Origin of the sequence: Variovorax paradoxus, assembly GCA_016806145.1 — a bacterium.
GTDB lineage: Bacteria > Pseudomonadota > Gammaproteobacteria > Burkholderiales > Burkholderiaceae_C > Variovorax.
Window position 1 is genome coordinate 5605211 of record CP063166.1, and the last position, 13931, is coordinate 5619141.

Annotated in this window: 11 protein-coding genes and 1 pseudogene; 6 read left to right on the forward strand and 6 right to left on the reverse strand. The window is 71.0% G+C overall.

Features of this window, described 5'->3' with window-relative positions; genetic code table 11:
• Positions 1-95: 95 nt before the first annotated feature.
• From INQ48_26215 to INQ48_26225, 3 genes are all read left to right on the forward strand, one after another.
• Complete coding sequence (locus tag INQ48_26215; protein QRF56787.1) at positions 96-2264, forward strand: PAS domain S-box protein; 2169 nt, start codon at positions 96-98, stop codon at positions 2262-2264.
• A complete protein-coding gene (locus tag INQ48_26220; protein QRF56788.1) occupies positions 2261-2875 on the forward strand; it encodes a response regulator transcription factor in 615 nt (204 codons plus the stop codon). Before INQ48_26215 ends, INQ48_26220 begins: the two co-directional genes overlap by 4 nt.
• Positions 2876-3043: 168 nt before the next feature.
• A complete protein-coding gene (locus INQ48_26225) occupies positions 3044-4381 on the forward strand; it encodes an MFS transporter (GenBank protein ID QRF56789.1) in 1338 nt (445 codons plus the stop codon).
• Positions 4382-4458: 77 nt separating this feature from the next.
• Here the strand turns inward: INQ48_26225 and INQ48_26230 are convergent, their stop codons facing one another.
• Positions 4459-5091, reverse strand: a complete 633-nt coding sequence (locus INQ48_26230) for a TetR family transcriptional regulator (GenBank protein QRF56790.1) — start codon at positions 5089-5091, stop codon at positions 4459-4461.
• 83 nt (positions 5092-5174) lie between these two features.
• Between INQ48_26230 and INQ48_26235 the strand changes: the two genes are divergently transcribed.
• The 3 genes from INQ48_26235 (at position 5175) to INQ48_26245 (ending at position 7703) form a co-directional block, all read left to right on the forward strand.
• Positions 5175-5840 (forward strand): O-methyltransferase, encoded by a 666-nt coding sequence (locus INQ48_26235; GenBank protein QRF56791.1) that lies wholly within the window; start codon positions 5175-5177, stop codon positions 5838-5840.
• A 134-nt stretch (positions 5841-5974) separates the two neighbouring features.
• Positions 5975-7171 (forward strand): arabinose transporter, encoded by a 1197-nt coding sequence (locus INQ48_26240; protein ID QRF56792.1) that lies wholly within the window; start codon positions 5975-5977, stop codon positions 7169-7171.
• 130 nt (positions 7172-7301) lie between these two features.
• Positions 7302-7703, forward strand: coding sequence for an HU family DNA-binding protein (locus tag INQ48_26245; GenBank protein ID QRF56793.1), 402 nt, complete (start codon positions 7302-7304; stop codon positions 7701-7703).
• A gap of 78 nt (positions 7704-7781) precedes the next feature.
• Here the strand turns inward: INQ48_26245 and INQ48_26250 are convergent, their stop codons facing one another.
• The 5 genes and pseudogenes from INQ48_26250 to INQ48_26270 form a co-directional block, all read right to left on the reverse strand.
• Positions 7782-8714 carry a LysR family transcriptional regulator gene (locus INQ48_26250; GenBank protein QRF56794.1) on the reverse strand — a complete coding sequence of 311 codons (933 nt, stop codon included), beginning with the start codon at positions 8712-8714 and terminating at the stop codon, positions 7782-7784.
• Positions 8715-8774: 60 nt separating this feature from the next.
• Complete coding sequence (locus tag INQ48_26255) at positions 8775-9746, reverse strand: tripartite tricarboxylate transporter substrate binding protein (protein QRF56795.1); 972 nt, start codon at positions 9744-9746, stop codon at positions 8775-8777.
• Positions 9747-9844: 98 nt separating this feature from the next.
• Positions 9845-11315 (reverse strand): annotated as a pseudogene (locus INQ48_26260) (FAD-dependent oxidoreductase).
• 48 nt (positions 11316-11363) lie between these two features.
• Positions 11364-12842, reverse strand: coding sequence for an aldehyde dehydrogenase (locus INQ48_26265; GenBank protein QRF56796.1), 1479 nt, complete (start codon positions 12840-12842; stop codon positions 11364-11366).
• Positions 12843-12974: 132 nt separating this feature from the next.
• A complete protein-coding gene (locus tag INQ48_26270; protein ID QRF56797.1) occupies positions 12975-13922 on the reverse strand; it encodes a LysR family transcriptional regulator in 948 nt (315 codons plus the stop codon).
• Positions 13923-13931: the final 9 nt, after the last annotated feature.

Below are 13931 nucleotides of genomic sequence, written 5' to 3' on the forward strand. Positions count from 1 at the left end.
CGGACACGGCCGCGGCGCGGCACGCGCGCGCGGGCCGCGGCGGCGATCAGGGCAGAATCGCCTGCGCCGCGCCGGTCGGCCCGCCTCGCCTGTCCATGCCGCCTTCCTCGCTTCCTTCCCGCCCTTCCCGCGCGCGCCGCCGCTGGCGCGCGCTGCTGCTGGGCGCCGGCCTGCTCGCGCTCGCGGCGCTGCTGATCGGCGCCGCCGGCCAGTGGGCCGCCGCGCGCGAGGCGAACTTCCAGGCCGACTCGATCCGCCGCGCGATGGAAGTGCACGTGCTGGGCCTGCGCGACTCGGCCGGCAAGTACAGCTACCTGCCGTTCACCGCGGGGCTGCATCCCGAGGTGCTGGCCGCGCTCGCGCACCCCGGCGACGCGGCCGTGAAGCAGCGCGCCAACCTCTACATCGAGGAGGTGAACCGGCAGGCCGGCTCCGACGCGCTCTACCTGATCGACCCGCAGGGCCTCACGCTCGCGGCCAGCAACTGGGCCACGACGCAGAGCTTCGTCGGCGAGTCCTATGCCAACCGGCCCTACTTCATCGATGCGCGCGCGGGTCGCAGCGGCCTGTTCTACGGCGTGGGCCAGACCACCGGCGCGCCGGGCCTGTTCATCTCGGCGCCGGTGCGCTCGGACGCCGGCGCGGTGATCGGCGTCGTGACGGTCAAGGTCAGCCTGCGCGCGCTGCAGGAGGCCTGGACCTTCGTGCGCGACCCGATCCTGTTGACCGACGCGCGCGGCATCGTGTTCCTGAGCTCGGTGCCCGAGTGGATGTACCAGGCCACGCGGCCGCTCGACGCGGTGCAGCTCGAACGGCTGCGGCGCGACCAGCAGTACGGCGCGCGCGCCAGCTTCCCCGCGCTGCCCTGGAAGACGCAGCGCGGCGACGGCGAGCCCGGCTACCTGGTGCGCACCGCGCTCGGCGGCAAGCCGCGCAGCTTCCTCGCGATCGACGAGCCGCTGCCCGACCTGGGCTGGACCCTCACGGTGATGGTCGACCATGCCGAGGTCACGCGTGCCCGCGAACGCACCTGGATGCTGGGCCTGCTGGGTGCCGGCGTGCTGCTGCTCGGCGGCCTCTACTGGCGGCTGCGCGAACGCCGCTTCGCCGAGCAGCGCGATGCGCGGCGCGAACTGGAGCTGCGCGTGCGCGAGCGCACCCACGAGCTCGACCAGGCCCATGCCTTCCGCAAGGCGATGGAGGATTCGCTGCTGGTCGGCATGCGCGCGCGCGACCTCGAGGGCCGCATCACCTACGTCAACCCGGCCTTCTGCGAGATGACCGGCTACGGCGCCGACGAGCTGCTCGGCAAGCTGCCACCCTACCCCTACTGGCATCCCGACGAGGTGCCGCGCCACTGGCACCACTACGACGCCATGATGAGCGGCCAGCCCGCGCTGTCGGGCTTCGAGTCGCGGCTGCGCCATCGCGACGGCCGCGAGGTCATCACCATGGTCTACACCGCGCCGCTGATCGATGCCGACGGCGGCCACGCGGGCTGGATGAGCTCGGTGGTCGACATCACAGAGCAGAAGCGCGCCGAGCAGCGCCAGCGCCAGAACGACGAGCAGCTGCAGCACGCGCAGCGGCTCGCGAGCCTGGGAGAGATGGCCTCCACGCTGGCGCACGAACTCAACCAGCCGCTGATGGCGCTGAGCAGCTTCGCGGGCGCGGCCAAGGCCTTCGCCGAACAGGGCAACCAGGCGCTGCTGGCCAGCAGCCTCGACGAGACCATGGCGCAGGCGCGGCGCAGCGCCGAGATCGTGCGGCGCATCCGCGGCTTCGTGCGCCAGCGCACCGCGGGCACGGAGGACTGCGCGGTGTCGGCGCTCGCGGCCAATGCGCTCGCGCTGCTGCAGGGCGAGATGCGCCAGCGCCAGTCGCGCGCCGAGGTGCGCATACCGGCCACGTTGCCGCCGGTGCGCGGCGACCGCGTGCTGCTCGAGCAGGTGCTGCTGAACCTGCTGTCCAACAGCCTGCAGGCGATGCAGGCCACGCCGCCCGAGCAGCGCGTGGTCGAGATCGAGGCCGAGGTGGTCGAGGGCCGCATGGAGATCCGCGTGCTCGACCGCGGCACCGGCATCGACGACGCGCTCGCCGAGCAGGTGTTCGCGCCCTTCTTCACCACCAAGCCCGGCGGCCTCGGGCTCGGCCTCAACATCTGCCGCACCATCGTCGAGGCGCACCGCGGCCGGCTGGTGTTCGACCACCGCCCCGGCGGTGGCACGGTATTCACCCTCGTGCTGGAGATCCCCTCCCCATGAACGCATCCGCCAACAACCTCTGCGTGGTCGACGACGACGAGGCCGTGCGCCGCTCGCTCGGCCTGCTGCTGCTCTCGCGCGGCTACGCGGTGCAGACCTTCGCCTCGGGCGAGGACTTCCTGGCCGGCGCCGACCTGCAGCGCGCGGGCTGCGCCATCCTCGACCTGCGCATGGACGGCATGAGCGGGCTGCAGGTGTTCGACGCGCTGCGCGCGCAGGACAGCCCGCTGGTGGTGCTGTTCCTCTCGGGCCACGGCGACATCCCGATGGCGGTGGAGGCGGTGCAGAACGGCGCCTTCGGCTGGCTCGAGAAGCCCTGCAACGACGAGCAGCTGCTCGACAGCATCGCGCGCGCCCTGCAGCGCGCCGGCGAGATTGCCACCAGGCGCCAGGCCCGGCAGGCCGCGCAGGCGCTGTGGGACAAGCTCACGCCGCGCGAGATGCAGGTGGCGCGGCTGGTGGCCGAGGGCAAGCCGAACAAGCAGATCGCGCTCGAGCTCGCGCCGCTCGAGCAGCGCACGGTCGAGACCCACCGGGCCCACGTGTTCGCCAAGCTCGGCCTCGCGAACAGCCACCAGCTCGACCGCTTCCTGCGCGAGCACGGGCTGTAGCCGGGGCCGCGCCACCCCGGAGACGCCGACCTAGGGTTAACCCTTGCGTACCGATACGTAGCCGCGCGGCGGCGGGCTACGGACGACGGCGCGCGCGTGCCGCGACAGACTTCCCGGGCACCGATTCAGGCCGCCTCCAGCGGCCGCGACCCGAGACAAGGACACGCCATGAACACCCTCGCCCGCACCGGCGGCGCCCCCGCCGGCGCCTCGCCGGCCGACACCACGCCCTACACCTTCGAGGAGAAGCGCAAGCGCATCTTCGCCATCTTCGCCGCCTCCTCGGGCAACCTGGTGGAGTGGTTCGACTTCTACGTCTACGCCTTCTGCGCGATCTACTTCGCGCCGGCCTTCTTCCCCAAGTCCGACCCCACGGTGCAGCTGCTGAACACCGCCGGCGTGTTCGCGGCCGGCTTCCTCATGCGCCCGGTCGGCGGCTGGCTGTTCGGCCGCATCGCCGACCGCAAGGGCCGCAAGACCTCGATGGTGACCTCGGTCGTGATGATGTGCGTGGGCTCGCTGGTGATCGCCTGCCTGCCGACCTATGCGCAGATCGGCGCCGCCGCGCCCGCGCTGCTGCTGCTCGCGCGGCTGCTGCAGGGCCTGTCGGTCGGCGGCGAGTACGGCACCACCGCCACCTACATGAGCGAAGTGGCGATGCGCGGCCAGCGCGGCTTCTTCTCCTCGTTCCAGTACGTCACGCTGATCGGCGGTCAGCTGCTCGCGGTGGTGGTCGTGGTGGTGCTGCAGCAGGTGCTCGACGAGGCCGAGCTCAAGGCCTGGGGCTGGCGCATTCCCTTCGTGCTGGGCGCCGTGGCGGCCATCGTGGCGCTGCTGCTGCGCCGCACGCTGACCGAGACCGCCAGCACCAAGACCCGCGCCGCCAAGGGCGCCGGCACCATGGGCGAGCTGTTCCGCCACCACAAGCGCGCCTTCCTCGTGGTGCTGGGCTACACGGCCGGCGGCTCGCTGATCTTCTACACCTTCACCACCTACATGCAGAAGTACCTGGTGAACTCGGCCGGCATGTCGATCAAGACCGCCAGCAACGTGATGACCGCGTGCCTCTTCATCTACATGTGCATGCAGCCGCTGTTCGGCGCGCTGTCGGACCGCATCGGCCGGCGCAGCAACATGCTGCTGTTCGGCGCGCTCGGCATGCTGATGACGGTGCCGGTGCTCAGCAGCCTGCAGAACGTCGCGAGCCCGCTGATGGCCGGCGTGCTGATCACCATCGCGCTGGCGGTGGTGAGCTTCTACACCTCGATCAGCGGCATCGTGAAGGCCGAGATGTTCCCGCCCGAGGTGCGCGCGCTCGGCGTGGGCCTGTCGTACGCGGTGGGCAACGCCATCTTCGGCGGCAGCGCCGAGTACGTGGCGCTGGGCCTGAAGTCGATCGGCCACGAGTCCTACTTCTACTGGTACGTGACGGCGATGATGGGCGTGGCCTTCCTGGTCAGCCTGCTGCTGCCGCGCCAGGCCACCTACCTGCATCACGACAAGTAAGGCGCTCGCGCACCGAGAAGAGTCCCGCCGCGGGGTCCGCGCCGGGACTCTTTTTTTGGGGCCCCTTACTCCGCCACTTACTCCGCGCCGAGGCTGCGCAGGTAGGCGCACAGCATGTCGGCCAGCGCCTCGGAGTAGGCCTTGATCTGCGCCTCGGTGCGCGGCGTTTCGGAGAACTGCTTGCCGACCGCGCCGAAAGTGGTGGTGACCAGATCGCCGGCCAGCGCGCGCCGCGCCTTCGACAGCGTGGGCAGCACTTCGCGCAGGAAGGCCTGCATCGCGCGCTCGCCCGCGGCGCGCGCGGCCTGCGCCTCGGGCGCGTCGCGGTAGAACGGCGCCGCGTCGTGCAGGGCGGTGCGCATGCCGGCCTCCTCGCACTCCGAACGCACGAAGGCATGCACCAGCCGGCGCAGGCGATCGAGCGGCGGCGTCGCCACGTCCTCGAGGATGCCGCACAGCAGTTCGGTGGTCTGGCGCCATTCGTCGCTCTGCAGCCGGAACAGGATCGAGGCCTTGTTCGGAAAGTACTGGTAGACCGACCCCACGCTCACGCCGGCGCGCTCGGCCACGCGCGTGGTGGTGAAGCGGTGCACGCCCTCCCTGGCCAGAACCTGAAGGGCGGCTTCGAGGATCGCCGCGACGAGGTCGCTCGAACGGGCCTGCTGGGGCTGTCTTCTAGAGGAGAGCGGGGCACTGCGGCGGGTGGGCATGGCGTGGCTTTCGGAACGCGAATGGAAAATCTGAAGGTTCCTTCATATTATCGACGCACACCGTCCGACTCCTGAAGAACACCATGAACACACTGACCACCGCACCGCTCGCGCCCCTGCTGGAGCGCCTGTTCGCCGAGGCCGATGCCTCCTCGCCGCGCACCAGCGCCGCCGTCGCCGGCCTGTCGAACGACGAGCTCGCGCGCCTGATGCAAAGCCGCACCGAGTACCTCGATTTCTACGCCCGACTGAAGGACTTCCCGCTCGCCGTCTCGCGCGAGACCGGCACGCTGCTCTACATGCTCGCGCGCGGCAACGGCGCGCGCAGCATCGTCGAGTTCGGCACCTCGTTCGGCATCTCCACCCTGCACCTGGCCGCGGCCCTGCGCGACAACGGCGGGGGCCGGCTGCTGAGCACCGAGTTCGAAGCCTCGAAGGTGGCGCGCGCCCGCGCGAACCTCGCGGCCGGCGGCCTCGCCGACCTGGTCGAGGTCCGCGAAGGCGATGCGCTGCGCACGCTGGCCACCGACCTGCCCGACAGCATCGACCTGCTGCTGCTCGACGGCGCCAAGGCTCTCTATCCCGAGGTGCTGGCCCTGGTCGAGTCACGCCTGCGCCCCGGCGCGCTCGTGATCGCCGACAACGCCGACCACAGCCCCGAGTACCTCGCGCGCGTGCGCTCGAGCGCGGCCGGCTACCTGTCGGTGCCCTTCGCGTCCGACGTCGAGCTCTCGATGCGGCTGGGCTGAGCCCTTCCTTTTCCCCGCCAGCCCGCTGGCCGTAAGCGTCTGACGTCAAGCAACGCACCCCCGCGATCCTCGCGGCCGGGGTGCGTTTTCCTTTCCTGCGCACCGGCCGTTCGAGGAACAACCTGGACCTCCTCATGACCTCCACTTCCGCCCCGGCGATTCCCGCGCCGTCCCGCTCCGCGCAGAGCCGCCTGCTGCTGCTCGCCGCGGTGCTCTTCATCTCCTACCTCTGCGTCGGCCTCTCGCTGCCCGTGGTACCGGTCCATGTGACGACGCGGCTGGGCCTCGGCAACTTCTGGGCCGGCCTCGCGGTCGGCATCGCCTTCCTCGCCACCGTGCTCACGCGCGCCACCGCCGGCAGCCTGTCGGACCGCCAGGGCCCGAAGCGCGCCGTGGTGCGCGGGCTGGCCTTCTATGTCGCGGGCGCGCTCGTCGCATGGCTCGCGGGCCTGTGGATTCCCTCGCCGTGGATCGGCTTCGGCCTGCTGGTCGCGGGCCGCCTGCTGCTGGGCCTCGGCGAGAGCCTGGTGGCCGTCGGCGTGATCGGCTGGGGCATCGGCCTCGTCGGTCCCGCGCGCTCGGGCCAGGTGCTCGCGCTCGTCGGCGCCGCCATCTACGGCGCACTCGCGGTCGGCGGTCCGGTCGGCCTCGCGCTGCTCGAGCGCTTCGGCTTCGCGGGCGCGATGGCCGCGAGCGCGCTGCTGCCCTGCATCGGACTGCTCGCGGTGTGGCGCCTCGAGGGCGTGGCGGTGCAGCCGGGCGCGGGCCGGCCTTCGCTGCGCAGCGTGCTCGGCATCATCTGGCCGCATGGGCTGATCGTGTGCCTGCAGGGCATCGGCTTCGCGGCCATCGGCGCCTTCTTCGTGCTGCACTTCCGCGACCAGCACTGGTCGCATGCGGGCCTCGGTCTCACGGCCTTCGGCAGCGGCTTCGTGCTGGTGCGCATCCTGTTCGGCCACCTGCCCGACCGCATCGGCGGGCTGCCGGTGGCGATCGTGTCGCTGGCGGTCGAGGCCTTCGGCCAGGCGCTGATCTGGCAGGCACCGAGCCCCGTCGCCGCGCTCGCGGGTGCCTTCCTCACCGGCCTCGGCTGTTCGATGATCTTTCCGGCCATGGGCCGCGAGGTCGTGCGGCTGGTGGCACCGCAACTGCGTGGCACCGCGCTCGGCGGCTTCTCGGCCTTCCAGGACCTGGCCTACGGGCTCACCGGTCCCGTGGCCGGGCTGCTCGCGGACCGCGCGGGCTATGGCGGCGTGTTCCTCATCGGCGCGGGCGCGGCGCTCGCAGGCCTCGCGATCGCACTGCGGCTGCGCAGCGTCTCGCGTGCATGAGAAAGCCCCACTCTCCCTTCGCACCGCAGGCCCTCTCTCGCGTTCGAATACACTCCACGCCGCTTGCAGCCTGCATCCGAGGCTGCGCCGTCATAGGCAACATGACGAATCAAACCTATCAGGAACTCAGTTGAACCGCATCGAACTCGTTGAGAAAATCGCCACCACCCACAACGTCAGCAAGGCAGAAGCCGCGCGCATCGTGGAAACGGTCACCAGCTCCATCGTCGCCGCAGTGAAGAAGGGCGACCCCGTCCAGATCGTCGGCTTCGGCACCTTCAAGCAAGTCGCTCGCGCAGCCCGCACCGGTTTCAACCCGAGCGTCGGCACCAAGATCAAGATCGCCGCCCAGAAGGTGCCGAAGTTCGTGCCGGGCGCCGCCTTCAAGGCCGCCGTGGATCCGAAGGCCGCCAAGCGCAAGGCCGATGCCAAGCCCGCCGCCAAGTCGGCTGCGAAGCCCGCTGCCAAGCCGGTCGCGAAGAAGGCTGCCGCCGCTCCCGCCAAGAAGGCCGTGGCCGCGAAGAAGAAGTGATGCCACGCGGCCTCTCGCAGGCCGCATGCACGCGATGAAGACGGCCCCGCGGGGCCGTTTTCTTTTGGGGCGGCCGAATCAGGCGCGCTTCCTCGGCCGCCGCACCGCCTGCGCGCCCGTGCTGAATTCGGCCGCCGCCTCCACCACCCACTCGCTGAACAGCTGCACCGCCTGGGAATCGCGCTTGTGCTCGGGGTACACGAGGCAGTAGCGCTTCTCGTGCTTGAGGCTGATGTCGAAGGGCATGGCCAGCGTGCCGCGCGCCACGTCCTCCTGCACGTAGAAGCGCGGCACCAGCCCCACGCCCAGGCCCGCGCGCGCGGCATCGATCACCATCGCATAGAGCTCGAAGCGCATCGCCGGCGGCGGCACCGGCTGCGTCGAGCCCGCGACCTCGAACCAGCGCTGCCAGGCCTCGGGCCGCACGCGCTTGTGCAGCAGCGGCAGCGCGATCAGGCCGGCGGGCTTCTTCAGCTTCGAGAGGTCGAAGTGGGCCGGGCTCAGCACCGGCACCACCTCCTCCTCGAACAGGTGCACCTTCTCGACCGCATCCCACACCGGGTCGTCGAAATGCAGCGCGGCATCGAGGTTGGTGCCGCGGAACGCGAAGGGCTCGGCGCGCTCCGACAGGTTGACGGTGATGCCCGGGTTCTTGCGCAGGAAGTCGTGCAGCCGCGGCAGCAGCCAGCGGCTCGCGAAGGTCGGGATCACGGCGAGCTCGAGCACGCCGCCCGCGCCCTTGTGCTGCATCAGCGACTTGGTGTGCAGCTCGATCTCGTCGAGGTTGCCGCGGATGTTGCGCGCATAGAGCCGGCCCGCGTCGGTCAGCACCACCTGCTTCTTGCCGCGGCTGAACAGCTTCACGCCGAGAAAGCCCTCGAGCACGGCGATCTGCCGGCTCACCGCGCTCTCGGTCAGGTACATCTCGGCCGCGGCGCGCGCGAAGCTCTCGTGGCGCGCGGCCGACTCGAACAGCGACAAGGCGACGGTGCTGGGGATTTTTCGCTTCATGACGGATCGCGGCCCTTGGATCGAGGCCCCATTCTTGACCAGGACCAGCCGCGGCGGCACCTATTCCTCCACCTGGATGCGCGCGGCGCGCACCACCGTGCCCCAGCGCGCGTTCTCGCTCTTCACGAAGGCGCCGAAGTCGCGCGGCGCGATGTTCGAGGGCGTGTAGCCGATGTCGGTCATGCGCGCGCGTGCCGCCGGATCGCGCACCACCTTCTCGACCTGCGCCTGCAGCGCCTCGACCACGGCAGCGGGCGTGCCGGGCGGCGCGAGGATGCCGAACCAGGTGTCGGCATCGACCGCGTAGCCGAGCTCCTTGAGCGTCGGCACGTCGGGCAGGCCCGCGAAGCGCTCGGGCGAGCCGAGCGCGAACAGCTTGAGCTTGCTGCGGCTCGCGACCGCCAGCGGCGTGGGCACGAAGCCGTACTCGACGTCGCCGGCCATCACGGCCGACATCACGGGCGCGGCGCCCGCATAGGGCACGGGCAGCGCCTTCGTGCCCTCGGCGCGCGAGCGCAGCAGCTCCATGCCCATCTGCGCCATGCTGCCCGGGCCCCAATGCGCATAGGTGACCTCCCTGGCGCGCGCGCGGGCCACGAAGTCGGCCACGTCCCTGGTCTCGCTCGCGGGCCGCGCGGCCATCACGAAGCCCATCTTCGCGACCAGTGCCACGGGCTGGAAGCCATCGGGGTCGTAGCGCACGGCCTTCTTGTAGATGTGCGGCGAGACCGAGATGAAGTCGGCCGCCGCGAACAGCAGCGTGGTGCCGTTGGCCGGCGCGGCATAGACGTAGTTGGCGCCCAGGATGCCGTTGACCCCGGGCCGGTTCTCGACGATCAGCGGCTGGCCCAGCGTGCTGCCGATCTGCGTGGCGACCAGCCGCGCGAGCACGTCGGTGCCGCCGCCGGGCGCATAGGGAACGACCAGGCGTATCGGCCCGGGCGGTGCCCAGTCGGCGCGGGCCGCGAAGCCGCCGAGCGCCGCGCAGGCGATGGCCAGGGCCGCGAGGCGGCGCGTCGTGATGAAGGGCATGTCTGTCTCCTTGGTGGTGTGTGTGGACGTGCCGCGCCGCACCGCGCGGGCGGTGGCGGGGAAGCAGCCGAAAAGAAAGCGGGGGCCGCGCCGGCGCGCTAGCGCGGCGCCGCGTGGCGCGCGGCATGCGCGCCCGCGATGCGGCCGAACACGGCGCCGCGCAGCACCGAGGTCGCGCCCGTGTAGACCTGGTGGTAGAGGCCAGCGGCCTCGCCGGCCGCGTAGAGGCCGGGGATGGTGCGGCCGTCGTTGTCGACCACCTGCGCATCGCGGTTGGTCTTCACGCCGCCGAAGGTGAAGCAGATGCCCGACATCACCGGGTAGGCGCAGAAGGGGCCGCGCGCCAGCGGCAGCGCCCAGTTCGACTTGGGCGGCGCGATGCCCGCGGTGGCCACGCCGTCCACCGCGAGCGGCGAGAAGCGCGCGTCGGCATCGCCCGCGCAGGCCGCGTTGAAGGCCGCCACCGTGGCCAGCAGGCCGGCCGGGTCGATGCCGCAGGCGCGCGCGAGCGCTTCCAGCGACCCGGCCTCGATCGGCGGCTGGTCGGTGCGGATGCCCTTCTTCCAGTTCGGCACCTCGTGGATGCGCTGGTCGTAGACCATGAAGGCGATGCCGTCGGGCTGGTCCTTGATGGCGCGCGCGATCGGGTCGTAATGCACGTCGACCGGCCCGGGCGCCTCGTCGACGAAGCGCCGGCCCTCCTTGTTGACCAGCAGGCCGTACGAGAAGCTCATCACCAGCGGCTCGACCTGGGCCGAGCGCGGGTCCATCGGCTCGGCATGGTAGGAGCCGAAGTCGCCGGCCGGCGCGCCGCCGGCATCGAGCGCCATGCGAATGCCCTCGCCGCGGTTGTAGTAGCCGCCGCGCGCCACCGGCCGCAGGTAGCGCGCCTGCGGGCCGATGTAGCGCGTGAGCATCTCGGGGTTGCCCTCGAAGCCGCCCGTGCCCAGCACCACGCCGCGCGCCACGATGCGCCGCACGCTGCCGTCGGGCCCGACGGTGTCGACCGCCAGCTCGCCGCGCGCATCGGCACGCCGCAGTTGCTGCGCGGTGCTGCGGTAGCGGATCGACACGCCCAGGCGCAGCGCTTCGTCGCGCAGCGCCTCGATCAGCGCGAGGCCCCCGCCCACCGGCATCAGCCGCGGTCACGAAGTAGGTCGGCAGCGCCGCGAAGCGCACGCCGAAGCCCTGGAGCCACCGCACCGTGGCGCCGGCCTCGCCGGCCAGCGTGGCGACCAGCTCGGGGTCGGGCATGCCGTGCGCCTTGACGTGCGGCGGCCAGTCCTCGTAGGGCGCGGCCGCGTGCTGCACGATCTCGGGGTCGATGTGGTGGCCGGCGTTGGCCACCAGCAGTTCCTCGAAGTCGTCGCTGACCTCGGTCTCGCTCTTCATGCGGAAGTAGGACTCGGTCCAGCGCGTGTTGCCGCCGAACTCCTCGGGCGTGGCGCGTTCCAGCACCGTCACGGTCGCGCCCGCGGCGGCCGCGGCCACCGCCGCGCTCAGGCCCGAGATGCCGCAGCCGACGACGAGCACGTCGCAGCGGTCGATGGGCAGGGATGCTTCGTTCATGTCTCTACTTTCTTTCTTCTGGCGCCGGCATGCCTGGAGCGAACCCGCTCAGTACTTGCGGATGAACGGGTCCGGCATGTCGAGCTCGGTCGAGATCCACACGCTCTTGGTCTCGAGGAATTCCTTCACCGCCTCCACGCCGCCCTCGCGGCCCTGGCCGCTGTCCTTGAAGCCGCCGAAGGGCGTGGTGAAGCTGGTCGAGCGGTAGTTGTTGATCCACACGGTGCCGGCCTTGAGCCGCTCCGACATGTGCATCGCGCGGTGCAGGCTGCGCGTCCACACGCCGGCCGCGAGGCCGAAGCGGATGTCGTTGCCGATGCGCACCGCGTCGGCCTCGTCCTTGAACTTGAGCACCGACAGCACCGGCCCGAACACTTCCTCCTGCGCGATGCGCATGCCGTTGTCCACGCCCGTGAAGATGGTCGGCTCGACGAACTGGCCCGCGCCGTAGCCCGGGCCGCTGCGCACCTTGCCGCCGAAAGCGCAGTGCGCGCCCTCGGCCTTGGCGATGTCGATGTAGCTCACCACCTTGTCGAACTGCGGCCGCGTGGCCACCGGCCCCACCTGCACGTCGGGCAGCGAAGGGTCGCCGAGCTTGGCCTTGGAGGCGATCGCGACCAGCCGCTCGACGAACTCGTCGTGGATGCTCTCCTGCAGCAGCAGCCGCGAGCCCGCCATGCAGGTCTGGCCGCCGGCCGAGAAGATGCCGGTGATCACGCCGTTGGCGGCGCGCGCGAGGTCGGCATCGTCGAACACGATGTTGGGCGACTTGCCGCCGAGCTCGAGCGTCACGCGCTTGAAGTGCTTGGCCGCCGCCACGCTCACGCGGCGCCCGCCCTCGTCGCCGCCGGTGAAGGCGATGCAGGCCACGCCCGGATGCTCGACCAGCGGCTCGCCCACCTCCTTGCCGAAGCCCGTGACCACGTTGAACACGCCGGGCGGAAAGCCCGCCTCGACGAACAGCCGCGCCAGCTCGAGCAGCGACACCGAGGTGTGCTCCGAGGGCTTGGCGACGATGGCGTTGCCGGCCGCGAGCGCCGGCGCCACCTTCCAGGCCGTCAGCAGCAGCGAGGAGTTCCACGGCGTGATGGTGCCGACCACGCCGATCGGCTCGAGGCGCGTGTAGTTGAAGACCTTGGGCTTGTCGATCGGGATCACCGCGCCCTGGATCTTGTCGGCCAGGCCGCCGTAGTAATAGAAGTACTTCGCCATGTACGACACCTGTCCGCGCACCTCGCTGCGCAGCTTGCCGTTGTCGCGCGCCTCGGCCTCGGTGAGGGTGTCGAGGTTGGCCTCGATCAGCGCGCCCAGGCGATGCAGCAGCATGCCGCGCTGCGTGGCCGACATCTGGCCCCACGGGCCCTGCATCGCGGCCTCGGCCGCCTTCACCGCGCGATCGACGTCCTCGGCATTGCCCTGCGGAATGCGGGCCCAGGGCTCGCCCGTGAACGGGTCGAGCGAATCGAACCACTGGTCCGAGGCGCTCGCCTGCCATTCGTTGCCGATGAAGAGTCTGTACTGCTGCATTGCTTGCGTGCTCCGTGGGTGGGCCGGGTGAACTGGATGAATGGCGTTCAGTTTCCGGCGCGGCACGCGGGGGCACAAGCGATGAGTCCTGGGCCTCTCGTGAGCTTTCGTCATCGATGGTCGCGGTGGCGTTCAGCGCAGCACGCGCGACTTGTCGTAGGCCTCCTCGAAGATCTGGTGGATCAGCTCGCGGAACCAGCGGTGGCCCGCGTCGTGCTCGTTGCGCGGATGCCAGACCGCGTCGATCGACAGGCCCAGCTCGGGCAGCGGCATCGGCACCGCCACGCAGTCCGAGCCCGAGAGCACGCTGTCCATCCAGTGCGCGGGCATGGCCGCGATCAGGTCGGTCGATTCGATCACGGGCACCATGCCGAGCCAGGTCGGCACCTGGATCATCACGCGGCGCGCGAGCCCGCGCTCGGCCAGGATCTCGTCGAGGATGCTGCTGCCCACGCCCGAGACCTTGAGATGGCCCAGCGAGAGGTACCTGTCGAGCGTCATCGGCTCCGAGGCCGCAGGATGGCCCTTGCGCATCAGCACCATCCACTGGTCGTCGAGGATGCGCCGCGAGGCCGACAGCACCGAGCGGCCGCGCGACACCGACAGCCGGATCTCCACGCCCTCGTACTCCACGCGGTCCGAGGGCTGGTACATGTCGAAGGACTGCACCGACAGGCTGACGCCGGGCGCCACCGAGCTCAGGTGGATGCACAGCCGCGGCAGCAGCAGCACGTCGACGTAGTCGGACAGCCGCAGGTGGAAGGTGCGGCGCGCGGTCGCGGGATCGAAGCCGCCGCGCACCTCGATCGCGCTCTCGATCTCGCTGAAGGCCTTGCGAAAGCTCGTGGCCAGCCGCACGGCCTCGGGCGTGGGCGCCATGCCCTGCGGCGTGCGCGTCAGGAGCGGGTCCTTGAACTGCGTGCGCAGGCGGCGCAGCGCATGGCTCACCGCCGAGGCGGTCAGGCCCAGGCGGGTCGCGGCCTTGACCACGCTGCGCTCCTCGAACAGGGCTTCGAAGATGACCAGCAGATTGAGGTCGATGCTGCGCAGGTTCAGGGGCGAGCCGCCGGCGGCGTTCATGGGATGAAT

Excerpts from the sequence above, each read along its gene's own strand:
- INQ48_26215 (QRF56787.1), top strand. The coding sequence starts at position 96 with ATGCCGCCTTCCTCGCTTCCTTCCCGCCCTTCCCGCGCGCGCCGCCGC.
- INQ48_26220 (QRF56788.1), top strand. The coding sequence starts at position 2,261 with ATGAACGCATCCGCCAACAACCTCTGCGTGGTCGACGACGACGAGGCC.
- INQ48_26225 (QRF56789.1), top strand. The coding sequence starts at position 3,044 with ATGAACACCCTCGCCCGCACCGGCGGCGCCCCCGCCGGCGCCTCGCCG.
- INQ48_26230 (QRF56790.1), bottom strand. The coding sequence starts at position 5,091 with ATGCCCACCCGCCGCAGTGCCCCGCTCTCCTCTAGAAGACAGCCCCAG.
- INQ48_26235 (QRF56791.1), top strand. The coding sequence starts at position 5,175 with ATGAACACACTGACCACCGCACCGCTCGCGCCCCTGCTGGAGCGCCTG.
- INQ48_26240 (QRF56792.1), top strand. The coding sequence starts at position 5,975 with ATGACCTCCACTTCCGCCCCGGCGATTCCCGCGCCGTCCCGCTCCGCG.
- INQ48_26250 (QRF56794.1), bottom strand. The coding sequence starts at position 8,714 with ATGAAGCGAAAAATCCCCAGCACCGTCGCCTTGTCGCTGTTCGAGTCG.
- INQ48_26255 (QRF56795.1), bottom strand. The coding sequence starts at position 9,746 with ATGCCCTTCATCACGACGCGCCGCCTCGCGGCCCTGGCCATCGCCTGC.
- INQ48_26265 (QRF56796.1), bottom strand. The coding sequence starts at position 12,842 with ATGCAGCAGTACAGACTCTTCATCGGCAACGAATGGCAGGCGAGCGCC.
- INQ48_26270 (QRF56797.1), bottom strand. The coding sequence starts at position 13,922 with ATGAACGCCGCCGGCGGCTCGCCCCTGAACCTGCGCAGCATCGACCTC.